The organism is Streptomyces sp. NPDC018000, from assembly GCF_044328025.1.
GTDB lineage: Bacteria > Actinomycetota > Actinomycetes > Streptomycetales > Streptomycetaceae > Streptomyces.
Window position 1 is genome coordinate 34783 of record NZ_JBIRGM010000004.1, and the last position, 19541, is coordinate 54323.

Annotated in this window: 13 protein-coding genes, 1 pseudogene and 2 CRISPR repeat arrays (1 of these 16 running past the window's edge); of the genes and pseudogenes, 9 read left to right on the forward strand and 5 right to left on the reverse strand. The window is 69.3% G+C overall.

Translation table 11 applies throughout. The annotated features are described in order from the left end of the window. Positions 1-2111: direct repeats of the CRISPR family, unit length 29 nt; unit sequence CGGCTCACCTCCGCTCGCGCGGAGAGCAC (it extends 2556 nt beyond the left edge of the window). A gap of 267 nt (positions 2112-2378) precedes the next feature. From cas3 to ACH4EW_RS11980, 9 genes and pseudogenes are all read left to right on the forward strand, one after another. Continuing rightward, positions 2379-5153: a CRISPR-associated helicase Cas3' gene (cas3, locus tag ACH4EW_RS11940; RefSeq protein ID WP_398254889.1), complete on the forward strand. Its 2775-nt coding sequence runs from the start codon at positions 2379-2381 to the stop codon at positions 5151-5153. A gap of 198 nt (positions 5154-5351) precedes the next feature. Beyond that, on the forward strand, positions 5352-6962 hold the full coding sequence (gene casA / locus ACH4EW_RS11945) for a type I-E CRISPR-associated protein Cse1/CasA (RefSeq protein WP_398254892.1): 1611 nt from the start codon (positions 5352-5354) through the stop codon (positions 6960-6962). Beyond that, positions 6959-7705, forward strand: a complete 747-nt coding sequence (gene casB, locus ACH4EW_RS11950) for a type I-E CRISPR-associated protein Cse2/CasB (protein WP_398254895.1) — start codon at positions 6959-6961, stop codon at positions 7703-7705. Before casA ends, casB begins: the two co-directional genes overlap by 4 nt. Before the next feature lie 73 nt (positions 7706-7778). Continuing rightward, positions 7779-8963 carry a type I-E CRISPR-associated protein Cas7/Cse4/CasC gene (cas7e, locus tag ACH4EW_RS11955; protein WP_398254897.1) on the forward strand — a complete coding sequence of 395 codons (1185 nt, stop codon included), beginning with the start codon at positions 7779-7781 and terminating at the stop codon, positions 8961-8963. Next, positions 8960-9823 (forward strand): type I-E CRISPR-associated protein Cas5/CasD, encoded by an 864-nt coding sequence (gene cas5e, locus ACH4EW_RS11960; RefSeq protein WP_398254900.1) that lies wholly within the window; start codon positions 8960-8962, stop codon positions 9821-9823. The genes cas7e and cas5e overlap by 4 nt, the downstream gene beginning before the upstream one ends. Further along, positions 9820-10482 carry a type I-E CRISPR-associated protein Cas6/Cse3/CasE gene (gene cas6e / locus ACH4EW_RS11965; protein ID WP_398254903.1) on the forward strand — a complete coding sequence of 221 codons (663 nt, stop codon included), beginning with the start codon at positions 9820-9822 and terminating at the stop codon, positions 10480-10482. The genes cas5e and cas6e overlap by 4 nt, the downstream gene beginning before the upstream one ends. Before the next feature lie 71 nt (positions 10483-10553). Further along, positions 10554-11471, forward strand: a complete 918-nt coding sequence (gene cas1e, locus ACH4EW_RS11970) for a type I-E CRISPR-associated endonuclease Cas1e (protein WP_398255995.1) — start codon at positions 10554-10556, stop codon at positions 11469-11471. A gap of 25 nt (positions 11472-11496) precedes the next feature. After that, the gene (gene cas2e / locus ACH4EW_RS11975) at positions 11497-11808 is read left to right on the forward strand and encodes a type I-E CRISPR-associated endoribonuclease Cas2e (RefSeq protein WP_398254906.1); all 312 of its coding nucleotides are present in this window, start codon (positions 11497-11499) and stop codon (positions 11806-11808) included. 18 nt (positions 11809-11826) lie between these two features. Further along, a CRISPR array of direct repeats spans positions 11827-13441; the repeat unit is 29 nt; unit sequence GTGCTCTCCGCGCGAGCGGAGGTGAGCCG. A gap of 26 nt (positions 13442-13467) precedes the next feature. Continuing rightward, a pseudogene (locus ACH4EW_RS11980) lies at positions 13468-13752 on the forward strand (hypothetical protein); the annotation flags it as partial. A 49-nt stretch (positions 13753-13801) separates the two neighbouring features. On the opposite strand, the gene ACH4EW_RS11985 reads toward ACH4EW_RS11980, so the two are convergent. The 5 genes from ACH4EW_RS11985 to ACH4EW_RS12005 all read right to left on the reverse strand — a co-directional run bounded on the left by ACH4EW_RS11985 (position 13802) and on the right by ACH4EW_RS12005 (position 19332). Next, a complete protein-coding gene (locus ACH4EW_RS11985; RefSeq protein ID WP_398254908.1) occupies positions 13802-14329 on the reverse strand; it encodes a hypothetical protein in 528 nt (175 codons plus the stop codon). Beyond that, positions 14326-15762 (reverse strand): ATP-binding protein, encoded by a 1437-nt coding sequence (locus tag ACH4EW_RS11990; RefSeq protein WP_398254911.1) that lies wholly within the window; start codon positions 15760-15762, stop codon positions 14326-14328. Before ACH4EW_RS11990 ends, ACH4EW_RS11985 begins: the two co-directional genes overlap by 4 nt. Beyond that, positions 15759-16442 carry a response regulator gene (locus tag ACH4EW_RS11995; RefSeq protein ID WP_398254913.1) on the reverse strand — a complete coding sequence of 228 codons (684 nt, stop codon included), beginning with the start codon at positions 16440-16442 and terminating at the stop codon, positions 15759-15761. The genes ACH4EW_RS11990 and ACH4EW_RS11995 overlap by 4 nt, the downstream gene beginning before the upstream one ends. Positions 16443-16507: 65 nt before the next feature. After that, positions 16508-18169 (reverse strand): murein biosynthesis integral membrane protein MurJ, encoded by a 1662-nt coding sequence (gene murJ, locus ACH4EW_RS12000; RefSeq protein WP_398254915.1) that lies wholly within the window; start codon positions 18167-18169, stop codon positions 16508-16510. After that, entirely contained in the window at positions 18166-19332 is a 1167-nt protein-coding gene (locus ACH4EW_RS12005; RefSeq protein ID WP_398254918.1) for a lipid II:glycine glycyltransferase FemX, read from the reverse strand. Before ACH4EW_RS12005 ends, murJ begins: the two co-directional genes overlap by 4 nt. Positions 19333-19541: the final 209 nt, after the last annotated feature.

A 19541-nucleotide genomic window follows, 5' to 3' on the forward strand; every position in this document is an offset into this window, starting at 1 on the left:
TTTGACCGGCTCACCTCCGCTCGCGCGGAGAGCACCACTCCGGCCGACGCCGAGGGGGCCGCGCGGACGGCTCACCTCCGCTCGCGCGGAGAGCACTGCGTCGACGCTGGCGAGGCCGTGGGAGAGGTCGGCTCACCTCCGCTCGCGCGGAGAGCACCCCTGCCTGACGCCGTCCAGCTCTGACCACGCCGGCTCACCTCCGCTCGCGCGGAGAGCACTCGCCACTAGGGCAGCAGCCTGGATCGTGAGCGGGCTCACCTCCGCTCGCGCGGAGAGCACCCCGGGCGTGGCGTGGGGCGGAAGTCGCCTGGCGGCTCACCTCCGCTCGCGCGGAGAGCACTACGGCAGTTGGCCGCGCCGAAGTACATGGAAGCGGCTCACCTCCGCTCGCGCGGAGAGCACCCGGGCTTACGCTTGATCCCCCGCGATTCGTCCGGCTCACCTCCGCTCGCGCGGAGAGCACATCCCGTGGGCCTTCTTGGCGCGCTGCCACATCGGCTCACCTCCGCTCGCGCAGAGAGCACCCGACCTTCTCGGTCGTGGCGCCAGTCGAGGGCGGCTCACCTCCGCTCGCGCGGAGAGCACGCTGCGGGTGGCTGTCGCCGTCGTTGTCTGGAGCGGCTCACCTCCGCTCGCGCGGAGAGCACCGTCGGGGGTAGGGGTGCTCACGAGTTCTCTCCGGCTCACCTCCGCTCGCGCGGAGAGCACGGGGTCTTGCCCCAGGTGTCGATCCAGAAGTTCGGCTCACCTCCGCTCGCGCGGAGAGCACCCCTAGTACCCGGTCCGCACCTCGACGTAGAACGGCTCACCTCCGCTCGCGCGGAGAGCACACCACCTCCTCGACCTCGGGTTCGGAGAGGTGCGGCTCACCTCCGCTCGCGCGGAGAGCACGGCAGGGGCCACGGTCGGCATGAGGAGCTGGACGGCTCACCTCCGCTCGCGCGGAGAGCACGTGTCGCGCGGGATGATCGCGATCGGCTCGCGCGGCTCACCTCCGCTCGCGCGGAGAGCACTACGGGGCGAGGATCGCCCGCAGCAGCACCGACGGCTCACCTCCGCTCGCGCGGAGAGCACGCCTCCAGGTCGTCGCCGACGCTGTCCGGGCGCGGCTCACCTCCGCTCGCGCGGAGAGCACTCCAGGCCGCGCTGGATGGCCCGCTTCGCGGCCGGCTCACCTCCGCTCGCGCGGAGAGCACGCCGCGATCAGCGCGGCCCGCTCCATGCGCTGCGGCTCACCTCCGCTCGCGCGGAGAGCACAAGGGAAGACGGTCCCACACACGGCGTAGTCTCGGCTCACCTCCGCTCGCGCGGAGAGCACTCGTCCACGACGACCCGGACCCGGGCGGTCTTCGGCTCACCTCCGCTCGCGCGGAGAGCACGCCGAGCGGGGGCGCTTGGCCCGGATCGGCTTCGGCTCACCTCCGCTCGCGCGGAGAGCACCTGGCCGGCCTCGTGTCCGGTGGCAAGGCAGACGGCTCACCTCCGCTCGCGCGGAGAGCACATCGACGCAAAGACCATCACCCTGGGAGACGGCGGCTCACCTCCGCTCGCGCGGAGAGCACACCTCGTCACTGGTCAGCGCACTGTTGCTCTTCGGCTCACCTCCGCTCGCGCGGAGAGCACTCCGTGGTCATCGCCAGGTCGTCTTTGAGGTCCGGCTCACCTCCGCTCGCGCGGAGAGCACAAGGCCGGCGCCTTCGGTATCGCGCTGGGCACCGGCTCACCTCCGCTCGCGCGGAGAGCACGCAGCCGACCATGGGCGAGATCATTTCGAATACGGCTCACCTCCGCTCGCGCGGAGAGCACTCCGTGTCCGGGCCCTGACCGCCGCCGGGGGACGGCTCACCTCCGCTCGCGCGGAGAGCACGGCGGCAAGGGTAAAACTAAAAACGTCGAGTACGGCTCACCTCCGCTCGCGCGGAGAGCACACCCACGACTCGGCCGCCGCACCAGGTGGCGACGGCTCACCTCCGCTCGCGCGGAGAGCACGCCTTCCCTGCGGCCCGTCGCGTCTCCTCGTCCGGCTCACCTCCGCTCGCGCGGAGAGCACGTACTCCTGGTTGTAGATGATGATGCGCCGGCCGGCTCACCTCCGCTCGCGCGGAGAGCACCCTTCGCGACCTGCCCTTATCCGACACCTTTGCAGTTTCTTTGCCGAGTCTCGTTGTGCACGCTTCTCGATTCGTCGTGGTCGCGCAGCGAGTGTAAGGCCAGGTCCTCATATCGCAAGCACATCGGGCTATTTGGAGCTGTTGTCAGCGCGGGGTGCTATCCATGAGCACATGGTGAAGCGCGAGGGGGCTGGCCCCTCAGGGAACTGCTTTCTGGATACTCGTATGTGGGGGAAGGAGCAGGGGCTATCGCGGCCGTATCCGGTGATGTGTCACCTCCTGGACACCGGGGCGGTGTTCCAAGAGCTTTGGGACGTCGTTCTGAGCGACAAGACCCGGGCTGCCATAGCGGATGTACTCGGTCTGAGCGTGGTGGATGCGCGCACGCTGGTCTCGTTCTGGGCCGGATTGCATGACATCGGCAAAATCACGCCCCCGTTCCAGGCTCAGGTTCCAGCCTGTTACAGCCCGGTTCGCAACGACCCCATCTACGTCAGCGCGCCGGGTGCCGAGGCGGAGAAGAGCTTCCGCCACGAGATCGCATCTCACTGGGCCCTTTCCGAGCTGTTCGAGGCGGCAGGCTACCCCGGCGACAGGCGTCTGCTCCGGAAGTCCGTAGGCCATCAGGTCGCACAGTTGTTAGGCGGTCATCACGGCCTTTTCGGGGCCGTGATGAAGGCGAAGGAGGTGGCCCAGGCCGGCCGCTACAACTCTGGTCTGGGGACGAAAGGTTGGGCTGGCCAGCGGCGCGCGCACTTCGAGGAGCTTCGGCGTGCCATGGGGGCGTTCGCAGTTCCTCTGCGTGGGCTGCCCGCCGGTCTGGCTGTGGTGGTGGCCGGTTTGGTCGTGGTGGCGGACTGGCTGGCGAGCCAGACGTCCGCGATCGAGCCGCGTATCCCTGATTATGGCTGGTCGGGCACGGCGGAGGAGGTCGATGCGCACTGGCAGGCAGCGGTGAAGGCCGCGCCGGGGCTGGTGCAGGCTGCGCGGCTGGGCCGGGCCCGGTTCTCGGCCAAGGAGTTCGGTGCGATGTTCCCCTTCGCTCCCAACAGCCTGCAGCGGGATCTGGCGGAGCATCTTCCCAGATTGGTCGATGAGCACGGGGCTGGGCTGGTGCTGGTGACGGCCCCGACCGGTGACGGGAAGACGGAGGCAGCGTTGTTCGCGTCTTCGTTGCTGGGCCGGGCGGCGGGGGCCCGGGGTTTGTACTTCGCATTGCCGACGATGGGTACGGCGGACGCGATGCTGCCGCGGGTAGAGGCGTTCGCCTCTCGATCCTTGTCCGGTGAGCGTGCGTTGATGCTGTTGCATTCGATGGCGTGGCTGAGTTCCGCAGGCAGTGGGGGCAAAGCGGCCTTCTTCGAAGCCCCGGTCAGCGAGGGCCTGATGAGTGCTGGGAGGAGGACGGTGGTCGAGGCGGACGGGTGGCTGCGGGGTCCGAAGCGTGGGCTGCTCGCTCCATTGGGTGTGGGCACGATCGACCAGGCCCTGAGTGCTGTGCTGCCTCTGCGGTACAACGCGCTGCGGTTGTTCGGGTTGTCGGACAAGGTGTTCGTGGTTGACGAGGCGCATGCCTACGGTCCGTGGATGCATCAGCTCCTCGTGCGGCTTCTGGAGTGGCTGGGCGCGATGGGCGCCCCGGTCGTGCTGCTGTCGGCCACATTGACGGGCCGTTCGGCCGGATCGCTGGTCGACGCGTATCGGCGTGGTACCGGGTTCTCTGAACCGTCCCGTGTGGTTCCGCGGTATCCGGGCTGGTTGTTCGCGAGCGGGGTCTCGGGGGAGGTGTCGGCTGCACGGAGTACCGCGAGCAACCGTGCCCGGACATTGAAGGTGTCACGACGGCCGGTGGTGTGGGACACCGCGGAGCCGGCTGGTACACAGGTCCGGGAAGGCGGTCGGCGTGCGGTGTTGCGGGAGGTGCTGGCTCCCGTCGTCGCGGAGGGCGGAACAGCCCTGGTGTGCTGCACGACTGTGGCCGAGGCTCAGCAGACGTACCGGGATGTGCGGGCGGCGTTCCCCGGTCTCGCAGCTCGTCCGGGTGGGTTGCGGTTGCTGCACTCCCGGTTTCCGGCAGATATGCGGGCCTCCATCACGGCCCGCTGTGAGCGCATGTACGGCAAGCCCCGCCCCTCCGAGGGAGCGGTTGCGGCACGTCCGGCGTCGGTACTGGTGGCGACGCAGGTGGTGGAGCAGTCCCTGGACTTCGATTTCGACTTGGTGGTGAGCGACCTTGCCCCGCTGGCACAGCTGTTGCAGCGTGCCGGCCGCGGGCGACGGCATGAACGCGGACCTCTCGGCCGTCCGCAGTGGGCAGCGGCGGAGGACGAACCAGAGCTGGTCGTACTCGATCCGCTGGCCGCACCCGACGGCTCCGTCCCGCGTTCATGGGGGACGGTCTACGACGCGGGACTGCTCAGGCGCACTTCCCTGATTCTGGCGGAGTGCGCCGGGGACGGCATCCCGGTTCCCGGTGGTGTGCAGAAGCTGGTGGACGAGGTGTACGAGGATGGCTTCGTCGACCGGCTGGAGGGCGCGGCCCGTGAGGAGCTGGCCCGGCTGGATGAGGAGCGGGCGGCGGCAGAGGCGGCCGAGCGGCATCTCGCGGCGTGGACCGGCATCTGCGCGCCTGCGGATGTGAAGGGCGATCTCAGCAAGCTCTCCCTGCGGGAGGTGGGGGTAACCGAGGAGTTGCTGACGACCCGTCTCGGTGCCGACACTGGCCGGGTGCTCTGCCTGTACGAACAGGCAGACGGGGCGGTGACGCTCGACCCCGAGGGCAAGGACCCGGTTCCTGCCGGGGGCAGGCACGGACTCAAAGCGGGGGAACTGGCCGGCGTCGCACGGCGGGTGGCACCTGTGCCAGGGCGATGGCTACGGGGCGGCGAGCCCGCCGGCTCTGTCCCAGAGAAGTGGGGGAAGCATCCTTCGCTTCGCAACCTCGTTCTGCTGAGCATGAGCCCCGTGGGGGACGGCACCTGGAGGTGCCGGCACGGGCGCTACACGGTCTCCATGTCCGCGGTCGGCCTCGAAGCCGAATGAATGATTCACGCTTTCACCACTTGCATCACATATTTCCACTACGTTCCAAGTGAGGCCTCGCGCAGTCGAGTTGTCACCGCCCGCCGCCCTGCACCAGAACTCCCCCAGGTGCGTAAGGCAAGGACGCCGACAGCGCGCGGCGAGGACCATCGGCTTCCGACCCGGCCAGCATCTTCTGAATGACGACAGGACACAGCCATGCCAACCGGCACGTACAACCTGATCGACAAACCGTGTGTCCCCGTGCGCTGGAAACCCGACAGCGCCGCTTCTGCCGCAGGCGGGTTCCCGGACCGGGTGGGGCTGCGCGAACTCCTGCTGCGCAGCCACGACATCGAGTGCCTCGCCGTCGCCGACGCGCCCGCGCACGCGGCGCTGCTCCGGGTCCTTTACGCACTCACTGCCCGGGTGGCCGGCCTGACCGAGCAGGGCCCTGAAGGCGACTGGGACGAACGTCGGCTGGATGTTCTCGACGCAGGCCGACTTCCGCCCGGAGAGGTCAACGCGTACTTCAGGATGTTCGAGGACCGGTTCTTCCTGTTCGCCCCTGGCGGTCGCCCGTGGATGCAGGATCCCCGACTGGCGGACCAGTGCGACGTCACGAAGACCGCTGGTGTCAACAAACTCATCGTCACCCGGCCTTCGGGCAACAACCACTCCTGGTTCCGGCACGACTCGGACACCGCAGCCGAGCCGCCCACCGCGTCCGAAGCCTTCCTCAGTCTCCTGGTGTGGCACTACTACGGCCCGGCCGGTCAGTGTTCGTCCCGCGAAGTGAACGGAGTGAAGAGCTCGAGCGCCACCGCCGGTCCGCTGCGGACCGCTTTGTCCTACCACCCCGAAGGCACGTCACTCTTCGAGACGCTGCTCGCCGGTCTGGTGCCGCCGGAGGACAGCGTGCGCGGGGAAGAGGACCTGTGCCCGTGGGAGCAGCATGAACTGCCCGACCCGGACAGTTCGCCGAGGGCATCCCGCGGGCCGCGTTCCCGGCATACCGGCCGCTCCCAGCACGCGCTGCTCCTGGTTCCGGACGAGGACAGCACCCATGTGCGGGATGCGTTCATCACCTGGGCGTACCGAGGGGAACGGATGCCGCGAGAGGACGACTACCTGATCTGGCAGGTCAGTCAGCAAGGCAACCGCTATCCGCGACCTGCCGACGCAGGCCGGGCGCTGTGGCGTGACTTGGACGCCCTGCTGCTCCAGCATCCGCCCGCGGGCAGTGCACACCCGCAGCAGCCTCGCGTGTTTCTCAGTGCGGTCGAGGTGTCCGAGGACCTGCGGGTGCGGGCGCTCGGCTTCGATCAGGAGGGGCAGGCCAAGGACACGCAGTTCATCGACGCCAGCACCCCGGCCGTCCTCGGATTCGCTGAGCGCAACGACGCTCGCACCGTCCCTGCGGTGGGTCGCCTGCGGCAGTTCGGTGAACTGTACGGACGCCGCCTGGACCGGGCGGTCAAACGCGCCTGGGCCGCCTATGTCAGGGATGCCAAAGCGGATGGCGCGGCCTGGGCCGCGGAGGCCGGCGCCCGGTACTGGCCTCGCGCCGAGGCCGAGTTCTGGGCACGTTTTCGCCTCCTGGACCGCACCGGGCACGTCACCAACGGCGGTTTCGACCCGGCAGCCACCCGCCGGGCGTTCCTGCGCCTGGCCGAGGAGGCGTACGACATGGTGACCGCGCCTGTCACCCGCACACTGCGCGGCGCGAAGGCCGTCTCACAGGCCCGCATCGACCTCTACGGCGGAACACCGAAGAACCGAGAGACCACACCCGGCCCCCGCACGAAGACCAAGGAGCCCATCGGATGACGACCACTCCCCCACCAGCCACCGGCGGCATCACCAGCCCACCGGATACAGCAACCGGGAAAATCCCGCAGCAGAACAGCACACAGCAGGCCGGCCGCTCGCGGGCGTACACCTACTGGGTCGAGCGGGTCTGCCGCGAAGACGCCGGCGCCCGCAGTGCGTTGCGCAGCGGACTGCGGAAGGATCTCGACTCGCTGCGGCGCATGCACCGCCTGGTCGCCCCGTGGCTGCCCGAACCCCGCTCCGCAGACGTGGAGCGGGCGTACTACGCAGTCGCCGCGATGATCGCCGCCCAGCCGCGCAGCGCATTGGCAGCACCGGACCACACGGCCGCCGATCCGGTACAGCCCGATGAGCAGGAGCCCTCTCCCAGCACACGGCGGCGACGCACCAGTCTCGGCACGGCATTCGCCATTGCCGTCACCGAGGGGCCGGGCAGGGAGAAGGAAATGCGGGCAGGCACCGCAGAAAGCCGCCTCAACCTCCTCACCCGTCAGAGCGTCAACGGCCTGCACCGGCACCTCCCGGCCTCCGTCGGATACCTGCGCTCGCTGGGCGTGGAGGTCGATTGGGCGCAACTGCTCGACGACATCAGCCACTGGCGCCATCGCTCCGGGCGGATCTCGCGCACCTGGCTCCAGGACTTCTACCGGCTGCGGGAAAAGGACGCCGCGCAACAGGCCGACGACGCCGACGAGAAGGAACTCTCAGCGGATCCGACGGCGGCCCCCGCCTCTCTCTGACCGCATCCTCACCGACCACATGAACCACGCAGCGCACCCGTCACGCACATCCGTACGAAGGAGTCACACCAGTATGCCCATGGCCGCCCGTTTCATCGACATCCACATCATCCAGAGCGTCCCGTTCGCCAACCTGAACCGGGACGACACGAACTCCGTCAAAACGGTCCAGTACGGCAATGTGCTGCGTACTCGGGTCAGCAGCCAGTCCTGGAAGCGGGCTGTCCGCAGCGTGTTCGAGGACCGCATCGGCCAGACAGCCCTGCGCACCCGCCGCATCGGCGAGCGCGTCACCCGCCTCCTCACCGAGGACCGGGGGTGGCCGCTGGATCTCGCCGAGAAGGCGGGGGCGCACACGGCCGCAGCCAGCAGCATCAAGTTCGAACTCGCGAAGAAACCGACAGACCCCAAGCAGAGCGTTCCCAACAAGGTCCTCACCAACGCTATGGTCTACGTCCCCCAGAGCGCCGTCGCCGAACTCGCCGATCTGGCCGAGGAATACCGCGAGAAACTGCAAGGGGCGAAGGACATCAAGAAGCCCACGGACAAGAGCATCCTGCCCGTCGACCGGGTCGAGGAAGTCCTCCGCTCCCGCAACGGCGTCATCAACCTCTTCGGCCGCATGCTCGCCGAGGTCGACAACGCCGGTGTCGACGGCGCCGTCCAGGTCGCCCACGCCCTCACTACCCACGAGACCGACGTCGAACTCGATTACTTCTCCGCCGTGGACGATGTCACCGCCACCTGGGGCGACCAGACCGGCAGCGGCCACATGGGCCACACCGAATTCAGCGCCGGCACCTTCTACCGGTACGCCACCATCGACCTCCGCGACCTTGCTGCCAACACCGGCGGGAATCCCACCGAGCTCCGCGAACTCGCTGCCGCCTTCCTCAGCGCGTTCATCCTGTCCCTGCCCCAGGCGAAGAAGAACTCCACAGCTCCCCACACCATCCCCGACCTCGCACACATCTCCGTACGCGCCGACCGGCCCCTCTCCTACGCCGCAGCCTTCGAAAGCCCTGTCACCGCGTCCGGGCAGGGCGGTTTCGCCGGCGCCTCCCGCACTGCCCTCTCCGAATACGCCGAGACCGCCAACCGCCTCCTCGGCACCAGCAACATCCTCGGCTCCGGCTGGGCCGGAGTCGACATCAAGGACCTCGACGGACTCGGCACCCGCCACACCGGCTTCGACGCCCTCATCGACGCCGCCCTGAGTAGCGCTCTGACCTCACGCCCCGCCGGAGACGCGGCATGAGCGCCCCTCTCCCCGATCCCGAACCGGGACTTCTCCTCCGCCTGGCTGGTCCCCTCCAGTCCTGGGGCCTGCACAGTCACTTCAACGAACGCGACACCGCCACCTTCCCCACCCGCTCCGGCGTCATCGGCCTCCTCGCCTCGGCTCTCGGGCGACGCCGCGGCCAGCCCATCAACGACCTCACATCACTGCACATGACCGTGCGCACCGACCGGCCCGGCGTGACGCTGCGCGACCTGCACACCGTCGGCGGCGGACTCCCCGCCAAAGCCACCGTGACCACAGCCAAAGGTAAGAAACGCACCGGCGATACCGGGACCCTTCTCACCCACCGCTACTACCTCGCCGATGCCGTCTTCACCCTCGCCCTGACCACACCCCGGTCGAACGCCGAGGACCGCGCACTCCTCGACCGCTGCGCCGACGCCCTGCGCAGCCCGCAGTGGCCCCTGCACCTCGGACGCCGCTCCTGCCCGCCCGAAGGCCCCGTCCTGCTCGGGCAGAGCGACGACGCACTGCACCACCTCGTCCACCTGCCCCTCGCAGCCCTCCCGACCACCGGCTCCGGGCCGGGAGGCAGGCCGGTGGAATTCCTGGCCGACCGCCCGCTGAACCACCTGCCCGCCCCGGCCCACACGACCAGCGACACAGACGAGGACGGTTCCCACCCCTCCGGCGAACTCAACGACCAACCCGTCAGCTACCACTCCCTCCAACGCACCTACCGCGCCAGGCCTCTGTACCGGCGCACCCTGCTCCTCCCGCCCTCCCAGTTCGCCGGAATCGGAAGAGAGCAGCTCACCGCACTGGGCCACTACCTCGACACCCGGCTGAACACCACCGAAGGGAGCCGACGATGACCCTCTGGCTCACCCGGATCGTCCCCGACACCCGCTCCCGGGACGCCCGTCGCGACCTCAGCGGCCCCATCGGCATGCACCGCCGCATCATGAGCCTCTTCCCGTCCGACGCCGGACCCGACCCCCGCGCACGCTTCGGTGTCCTCTTCCGAACCGAAGACACCCCCACCGGGCCGCACCTGCTCATCCAGTCCACCCATGAACCTGACACCAGCCGCCTCCCCGACGGCTACGGATCCGCCCTCACCCGCCCCCTCGACGCTCTCATCGACGCCATCCGGCCCGGCCTCAACATCCGCTACCGATGCGTCGCCAGCCCCGTCCGCAAGCCCGGCGCCACCACCCGCGCCCTCTACAACCTCCCGCCCGTGGTCCCGCTCACCGGCACTGCAGCCGACGATTGGTGGCTCCGCCAAGCCGACCTCAGCGGCCTCAAACCCCTCACCCTCCACTCCCATCCCCTGGACGCCGTACAAGGAGAGCGCCGCCCCGACGGCACCCCGCCCCAGCGCATCCGCCACGCCCGCACCCAGTTCGACGGGACCGCAGCCATCATCGACACCGACCTGCTCCGGACGAAAATCCTCAGCGGCATCGGACGCGGCAAGGCCTACGGCTGCGGCCTCCTCAGCATCGCCCCCACAAGGCAGCCCCAGTGACCCCACGCCCCGCGACCACGCCCCTCACCACCAGCAACGCCCGGCGCAAACTCGCCGCACCCACCGTCGCCATGCTCCCCCGTATCGCCGACTCCCTCTCCTTCCTCTACCTCGACATCGTCCGCATCCATCAGGACGACACCGGAGTCTGCGCGGAAGTCACCAGCGAACAACGAGGGACAGAGACCGTCTATCTCCCGACCGCAGCCCTCAGCTGCGTCCTCCTCGGCCCCGGTACCTCCATCACCGCACGCGCCCTCACCACCTTCGCCAGAAACGGCACCACCGTCGTCACAACCGGATCTGGAGGCGTCCGCTGCTACTCCGCAGCCGTCCCCGAATCCCTCACCACCCTCTGGCTCGAACACCAAACCCGCGCCTGGGCCAACGACTCCCACCGCCTGGCCATCGCTCAGGCCATGTACGAGCGCCGCTTCGGAGACGGCACCGCGACCGGTGGAACCAACCTCGACAAGCTCCGCGGCATGGAAGGCCAACGAGTCAAAGCCCACTACCAACTCCTCGCCCGCCAATACAAGATCGGCCGCTTCCGCCGGTCCTACGACCCCGCCTCCTGGGACAGCCAAGACCCCGTCAACCTCGCTCTGTCCTCGGCCAACACCTGCCTCTACGGCATCGTGCACGCCGCAATCACCGCGCTCGGCTGCTCACCAGCCCTCGGCTTCGTCCACAGTGGCAACCAACAAGCCTTCGTGTACGACGTCGCGGACCTCTACAAGGCCGAACTGACCATCCCGCTCGCTTTCTCCCTCCACGCATCACCCAACCCTGAAAGCGAAGCACGCCGCTCATTCCGCCACGAACTCCGCCTCTTCCAACTACTCCCCCGCATCGTCACCGACATCCAGCAGCTCCTCGACCCGAACCACACCTACGAATGCCCTGACCCCGAAGAACAACTGGTCGACCTGTGGGACCCGATCACAGGCTCCGTACCGGCCGGCGTCAATCACGGGAAACCGCTGTGACCCGCCCACCGGAAGGGCACGCCCCATGTCCTCAATGATCGTCATCTCAGCCACCGCCGTCCCCGACCACCTGCGCGGCGCCCTCACGCGCTGGCTCCTCGAAGTCACACCCGAGCTGTACGTAGGCACCGTCTCAGCCAAGGTCCGCGACGAACTCTGGTCGGCCGTCGCCGCCTGCTCTGACGACGGCATGGCGGTGCTCGCCCACCCGGCCAACAACGAACAGGGGTTCCAGCTACGAACAGCAGGCACCCGCCGCCGCGAACCCCTCGACCTCGACGGCCTCACCCTGATCGCCTTCCAGCGAGAAAGCCAAGAAATGGCAAACCCTCTCTAACGTGCCAGGTCAGAAAGGGTGCTCTCCGCGCGAGCGGAGGTGAGCCGCCTCGCCCGGCTCCCCTTCCTCTCCCTCGGTGGTGCTCTCCGCGCGAGCGGAGGTGAGCCGGTGCCCAGCGCGATACCGAAGGCGCCGGCCTTGTGCTCTCCGCGCGAGCGGAGGTGAGCCGCGTGACCACGGTCTCGGATACGGCGTAGAGCCGTGCTCTCCGCGCGAGCGGAGGTGAGCCGCGGTCGGAACGCCGCCAGCGGGGCAACGGCGGGTGCTCTCCGCGCGAGCGGAGGTGAGCCGGTCATCTCCGCCACCGAGCTGCGGGTGAAGGCGTGCTCTCCGCGCGAGCGGAGGTGAGCCGGGGTACAGGGCAGCCCACACGGGGCTCACCCCGTGCTCTCCGCGCGAGCGGAGGTGAGCCGTCTTTGTTCGTCACGGCTGAACAACCCGAGACGTGCTCTCCGCGCGAGCGGAGGTGAGCCGGACTGTCAGCTAGCGCATCCTTAGTCGGGATGGTGCTCTCCGCGCGAGCGGAGGTGAGCCGTACAGGCGCGTGCCCTGGACACGCTGGAGAAAGTGCTCTCCGCGCGAGCGGAGGTGAGCCGGCGAGAGGCCCCACCGTCACCGGACCACCATCGTGCTCTCCGCGCGAGCGGAGGTGAGCCGTCCACGAAACTGCCGGTGGTGCCGTAGGACGTGTGCTCTCCGCGCGAGCGGAGGTGAGCCGGCCTGGTCATGGAGGCCCGGTCCGCCGGGATCGTGCTCTCCGCGCGAGCGGAGGTGAGCCGCCAATCTTCTCCATCATCCCGGCGGCTTCCTTGTGCTCTCCGCGCGAGCGGAGGTGAGCCGCGTGAGCGTGTCCGCCAGTACGGAAACGCTGTGTGCTCTCCGCGCGAGCGGAGGTGAGCCGCGTGACCACGGTCTCGGATGCGGCGTAGAGCCGTGCTCTCCGCGCGAGCGGAGGTGAGCCGTACCGGGCGGCGGAAATCATCGTCGTGTGGGCGTGCTCTCCGCGCGAGCGGAGGTGAGCCGAAGCTCAAGAAGGGCGTCCAGGGGCCGCGCCAGTGCTCTCCGCGCGAGCGGAGGTGAGCCGAAGGGCATCGACATGGCGGCCGCCCACCTCATATGCTCTCCGCGCGAGCGGAGGTGAGCCGTGCTGGGACTGACCGCCAGCGAGGTTGTCGTCGTGCTCTCCGCGCGAGCGGAGGTGAGCCGGAGATGACGCGCGGGAGCACCAGGGCGCCGAGGTGCTCTCCGCGCGAGCGGAGGTGAGCCGTGCGCGGGCCGCGGCTGTGGCTGCGACTGCGAGTGCTCTCCGCGCGAGCGGAGGTGAGCCGTCCTCGACGAGGTCAACGCAACCGCGGCCACCGTGCTCTCCGCGCGAGCGGAGGTGAGCCGTCCACCGAGTTGCGGTCGGCGACGACGGTGCCGTGCTCTCCGCGCGAGCGGAGGTGAGCCGGCCATGTCGCGCAGGTCCAGGAGGGCGTTGTGGTGCTCTCCGCGCGAGCGGAGGTGAGCCGGAACGTTCTTACGCGATGCGACTGATCGACGCGTGCTCTCCGCGCGAGCGGAGGTAAGCCGTTCGACATATTGGGAAGGACGTCGACCCACACGTGCTCTCCGCGCGAGCGGAGGTGAGCCGCACCGCCGGGCCATGGTCGAGCGAAGGGTGTCGCCGAACATGTGCTGCTGACGCGGCTGACGGTCGTTCAGGAGGCCCGTCCGGTCTTTCTGTTCCGAGGACAGCAGGCGATCACCAATCAGGCGGCCTCCCGCTGTCCGGCCCGCAACTACGAGAAGCCGGCCCGCAAGTACGGCAACAACACCTTCTGCCTGCTGCTGAAGGTGGTCAACTCACAGGCGTACGGCCCCGATGTGGTGGAGCTCGTCGCCGATGTGACCCGGGCCGCGCAGACCCCCGTACCGGCACCGCGCAACTCGCACCGGGCGGCGGGCTGCCCCCCCCTGCCGCGCGAACGGGCGGGCATGGGCCCCGCCGCGGTCAGACCGTGCAATGGGCCGGCCCGATGGCACCGTCGGAGCCGGTCACCGTCACCGCGGTGCCCCGGTCCGCGGTGCGGGCCTGCGCGGCGGTGCAGATCAGCTGCTGCCGAGCCACCTCGGAGAGCTCCGTGACGGCGGTGTTCACCCGGACCAACACCCCGTCCGGGCCCAGATTCAGGCTCGACACCGTCCGGATGTCCGGAAGTTCGGTACGCAGGCCCGCTTCGGCCTCGGCGTCGGTGGGCCCGTCGAAGAGCATGGCGAGCGCCTTGTCGAAGCCACCCCACGCTCGCCCCGTACCCGCCGAGATGCCGTCCGTCGGCATCCAGTCCGGCCGTACGACGGGCATCAGCCGGCTCGCGGACGACGAGGACACGAAGTAGAGCACCGTGCCCTGCGGTCCGCCCGGCGCCACCTGCACGATCGCCGGATCGCCGACCTCGACGACATCCGTCGCCCGTATACCACACCCGGCCGCCAGCAGCACGACGGGCAGCAGGGCGCCGAGGGCACGTACGCGTCTCACTGCCCCTCCAGCGGTAGTTCCACGGTGAGGACCGCACCGCCCCCGGGAGTGTTGGCGGCGTGCACGGTACCGCCGTGCAGCCGTACGTTCTCCTGGGTGATCGCCAGTCCGAGCCCGCTGCCCGCCGACCGGGTGCGGGCCGCGTCGGCTTTGTAGAACCGGTCGAAGATGTGCGGCAGGACCGCGGGATCGATACCCGGCCCGTTGTCCGAGACCTGGGTCACCAGCCAGGAAGCCGCACCCCGTCGCTCGGTCCGCAGCCGTACGGTGACGGGCTGCGCACCGTGCCGCAGGGCATTGCCGACGAGGTTGGCGACGACGACGTCGAAGCGACGCGGGTCGATCATCGCCCGTACCCCGCCCAGGAGTTCGGTGCGGACCCGGTCCTCCCACTGCCGGTTCTGGAGGGTCTTGCGGATCGTCTCGGCGACGTCGACCTCGTCAAGGTGGAGATCCGCGGCCTTCGCGTCGAAGCGGGAGATCTCCATCAGATCCTCGACGAGGATGGCGAGCTTCCCGGTCTCGGCGCTGATCAGCCGGACGGCCGCCGCGGTGTCGGCATGCAGTTGGGCGGCGTCCTCGTCGAGCACCTCGGTGACGGCGAGCATCCCGGTGAGCGGGGTGCGCAGCTCGTGCGAGACGTCCGAGGCGAAGCGTCTGGCCCGCGCCTCCGCCCGCTGGAGCTCCTCCACCGACTCCTGGAGCTTTGTCGACGACTCGTTGAACGTCAGGGCGAGTTCGGCGAGTTCGTCGGAGCCCTTGACCTCGATACGGGTGTCGAGCTCACCGCGGCCGATACCGGCGGCGGCCCGCCGCAGATCGCGAACCGGGCGCAGCACACTGCGGGCGGCAAGCAGGGCGGGCACCAGCGCGATCAGGAGGGCGGGCAGGGCACCGTCGCGGGCCGCGGTGACCATGGCGTTGACATTGGCCTCCTCGGTGGAGAGCGGCATCACGGCGTAGAGAACGAGCCCGGTGGGCTGGCGTCCGTCACCCCGGTCGAAGACTGCGGGTATTGAGATGGTCAGCCAGGGATCGCCGTCCTTGACGACCCGCTGGAAGGAGCCGTGCGCGTTGTCGCGGGCGGCGTTGCGCAGTGCGGGCGTGATCACACCGGAGGTGGGCTGGTCCGTCGAGGAAACCCGGATCTTCCCGTATTCGGCGAAGACTCTCCAGGTGTGCGGCTTGCCCTCCCTGGCGAGTATCTGGCAGGTGCGCCGCAGCTGCTCCGGATCAACCGGCAGGGTCACTGTCTGTGCGGCGATCCGGTCGCGGAACTGGGCGACGGCCGTGTCCTGCGCCTGCTGAAGAATGGCGGAGCGGGCCTCCCGGTAGGTCAGGGTGGCGGTGGTGACGACGCTGATCGCCGCGACCAGGAGGAAGGCGCCGATGAGACGTGTCCGCAGTCCGAACCGCGCGGCGAAGAGCTTCATGCGAGCGGTCCGAAGCGATAGCCGAAACCGCGGACGGTCTGGATGTAGCGCGGGCTGCCGGCCACGTCCTCGATCTTCTGTCTCAGCCGCCGCACACAGGCGTCGACCAGGCGCGCGTCTCCGTGGTAGCTGTGCTCCCAGACGTATTCGAGAAGCTGCTGCCTGCTGAAGACCTGCTCGGGCGAGGCCGAGAGGTGGAGCAGCAGCTTCAGTTCGGAGGGCGCGAGCAGGATGCGCTGCCCCGCCTTGGCGACCGAGAGCCCGGTACGGTCGACGGCCAGTTCGCCGTGGAGTTCGATGCCGCTGCGCCCCGCGGGTTCGGCGAGCCTGCGCAGTACGGCGCGGATCCTGGCCTCTATCACCTCGGTACGGGCGGGCTTGACGATGTAGTCGTCGGCGCCGGCCTCCAGCCCGACGACCACGTCGAAGTCGTCACCGCGCGCCGTGAGCATGATGATCGGCAGCTGGCTGGTCTCGCGTATCCGGCGGCAGACCTGGACCCCGTTCATTCCCGGAAGCATCAGATCGAGGAGCACCAGATCGGGCCGGGACTCCCCCAGCGCGGCCAGCCCCTCCTCACCGGTCTCGACGGCCCGCAGCTCATGACCGCGCCGCCGCAGCCCCAGCTCGACCCCTTCGCGTACGGAGGGGTCGTCTTCGATCAGCAACACGCGAGGCATGGCAGCAGTATCCCAGCGATCAAGAAATGGATTCGAACCGTTGATCGGACTGTGTGCCGAGGGGCTCACGCCCGCCGCAGCCGCCCCCGGCCCGCCGCGATCACGGCACTGATCTCCCGCAGCCGGAGCGGCCGCGCCAGCAGCGCAACCGTGAGCAGGAGCACGACAGACCCCGCCCCCACGGCGGCGAAGTCCCCGGACCCCTCGCAGACGCGAGCGGCCAGGTACCCCAGCAGCCCTGCGGGCACACAAGCCACCACCAGCCGGAGCTGCGCCCACAGCCCGGGCGAACGCATCAGCGAGGGCCGGGTGGCATCGCTGCCGGAGACCCTGCGGTGCAGCACATACGCGGTGACGGCGAAGCCCGCGAACAGCGCCACCGAGTACGCCCCGGCCATCCCGGTCACGGCCCAGCGGGCCGGCAGCAGCAGATAGGCGGCAACGGAGAGCCCGGCATTGAGCGCCGCGATCACCAGATTGAGGAAGAACGGAGTGCGGGTGTCGCCCATCGCGTAGAACGCGCGGGAGAGCACGTACTGCCCCGAGTAGGCGATCAGCCCCGGCGCGAACGCCATCATCATCCCGGCCATGACCGTGATGTCCGCGTCGCCGGTACGCCCGTACCCGTACACGGCCCCCATCACCCAAGGCGCCAGCGCGAACAGCACGGCCACCGCGGGCACCACGACCGCGGCCGAGGTGCGCAGGGCGTACGAGACATCGCGCCGCACCCCCGTCAGGTCGTTGTCGGCTGCCGCCCGGCTCATCCTGGGCATCAGCGCGGTGACGAGCGAGACGGTCACGATGCCGTGCGGCACCACCCACAGTTGATAGGCGTAGCTGTAGGCGGTGTATCCGGCGCCGCCCGCCACGTGCTGTTCGACGGCGTGCTGACCGATGGCGGTGGAGAGCCTGGTGACCACCCAGTAGGCGATCTGGTTGGTCAGCACGAGCATGACGAGCCAGCCGGCCGCGCGCAGCGGCCGGGTGAGACCGCTGCCCCGCCAGTCGAACCGCGGCCGCCAGCGGAATTTCGCGGCCCGCAGCGCGGGCACCAGGGCGAGTGTCTGCACCGCGATCCCGGCGGTCGTCCCCCAGCCGAGCCACTGGGCCTGCGCCGAGGTCAACGTACCGTCGGAGCCTGTCGCAACGGCCAGATAGATCCCGAACACCGCAATGATCACCACGTTGTTGAGGACCGGGGTCCACATCATCGCGCCGAACCGGCCGCGGGCGTTGAGGACTTGACCCAGGAGTGTGAAGAGTCCGTAGAAGAGGATCTGCGGCAGGCAGTAGCGGGCGAGGGCGACGGTGAGTTCCGCCTGCGCGCCGTGGTAGTCGGCGTAGGCCGCGACGATCCACGGGGCGCCGACGACCGTGAGCGCGGTGAGGGCGAGGAGGCCGACCGTGCAGAGGGTCAGCAGCCGGTCGGTGTACGCGGCTCCGCCGTCGGCGTGGTTCTTTGCGGCCCGCACCAGCTCCGGGACGAAGACGGCGTTGAGCGCGCCGCCGATGAGCAGTATGTAGAGGATGTTGGGCACGGTGTTGGCGACCGTGTACCCGTCGGCCTGCAGTCCGGTGCCGAGCGCGGCGACGACGACCGCCGAGCGTACGAAGCCGGTCGCCCGGGAGACGATGGAGCCGGACGCCATGACGGCGCCGCTGCGCAGCACCGAGCCCGACTTCCGCCCCGCGGCCTTCGGGGAGGTCGTCCCGGTGGCCGTCATCGGCGGGCCAGGTACGCCTGGAACGCCCGGTACAAGGTGTTGTTGGCGGCTCCGCCCACCGATGTCTCCCACTCTCCGAGGGTCTCGACTACCTGGCCTCCGGTGCCGAGCTTCCAACGGAGCAGCCCGAAGGGACGGTCGTCGGGGTCAAGGGTGGAGGGTACTCCGCGCATGTCGTGTACATCGGCACCGAGCCCATGGGCGTCGAGCATCATCTTCCACTGCAACGCGTTGCTGGGACGGACCTCGCGGCGGTGGTCGGCGGAGGCGCCGGTCTGGTACCAGACCCGCCGACCGGTGCTGATCACGGTGTGGGCGGCAAGGATCTCGCCCTGATGGACGGCCAGATAGAGCTTCATCCGGCCGGGGTGTTCGGCGTTCAGTACGGCGTACTGCTGCTGGTAGTACGCGAGGGAGCGGCCGAGCCGGAAGCCGTCGCGCTCCTCGGTGATCCGCAGCAGTCGGTGGAATTCCGGCAGTTCGGCCGCGCCGCCGATGACGATCCGCACCCCGGCCTTCTGGGCCTTGCGAACATTGCGGCGCCACTCCTGGTTGAGTCCCGACCACAGTTCGTCGGGGGTCCGTCCGGCGAGCGGCACCTGGAAGACATAGCGCGGCTGTGCGTCGGCGTCCCCTCCCCCGTCGCCTCCGCAGCGGCGCCAGCCGCGGGCCCGGAGCCGTTCGGCGACGGCCGTGCCGAGTGGATCCACCTCATTCGCCAGTACGTCGCCGACCGTGCGGCCGGGGCCGGTGGCCGTTTTGAGGCGGGCGGTGTCCCAGCGGCGGTACGCCGGTGAGGGGCCGATCCGTACGGCGAAGGCGCCGGACTTCCGCAGGTGCGCCATGAGCGGCCGCAGCCAGCGGTCGATGTCGGGGTCGGCCCAGTCGGCCACCGGCCCCTCGGGCAGATAGGCGAAGTATTTGCGGGTTCCGGGGAATTGCCGGTAGAGCACCAGCGCGGCCCCGGTCAGGTCACCCAAGTCGCTGTGCCAGCCGACCATTTCGGATGTCCATTGGTCCTTCACCGAGGCCCAGGACGGATACTGCAGAAAGCTCGCCTCCGCACGGGTGGACACGAACGCCCGGTGCTCGGCGCCGGTCAGGCTGCGTATCCGCAGCTCGTGGTCATGGCTGCGGTCTCCGGTCGCGAGCAGCGCTGACATGTTCGTAGCCCTCCCTGGTCCGCCCCGTTGTCGGCTCTGCGGGGCTGCACAGGATGCTCACAGCGGTCCGTGACGGAGCCGAGCGGCGAATGTGACCGAACGATGACCGTTGTGCTGCAATCCGTGTCACACAGGGGACTTCCTTCTTTTCGGTCGTTTTGTGAAACCTATCGTCGGGTGAAACTCCTCTCCATCGACGAGAAGTAACG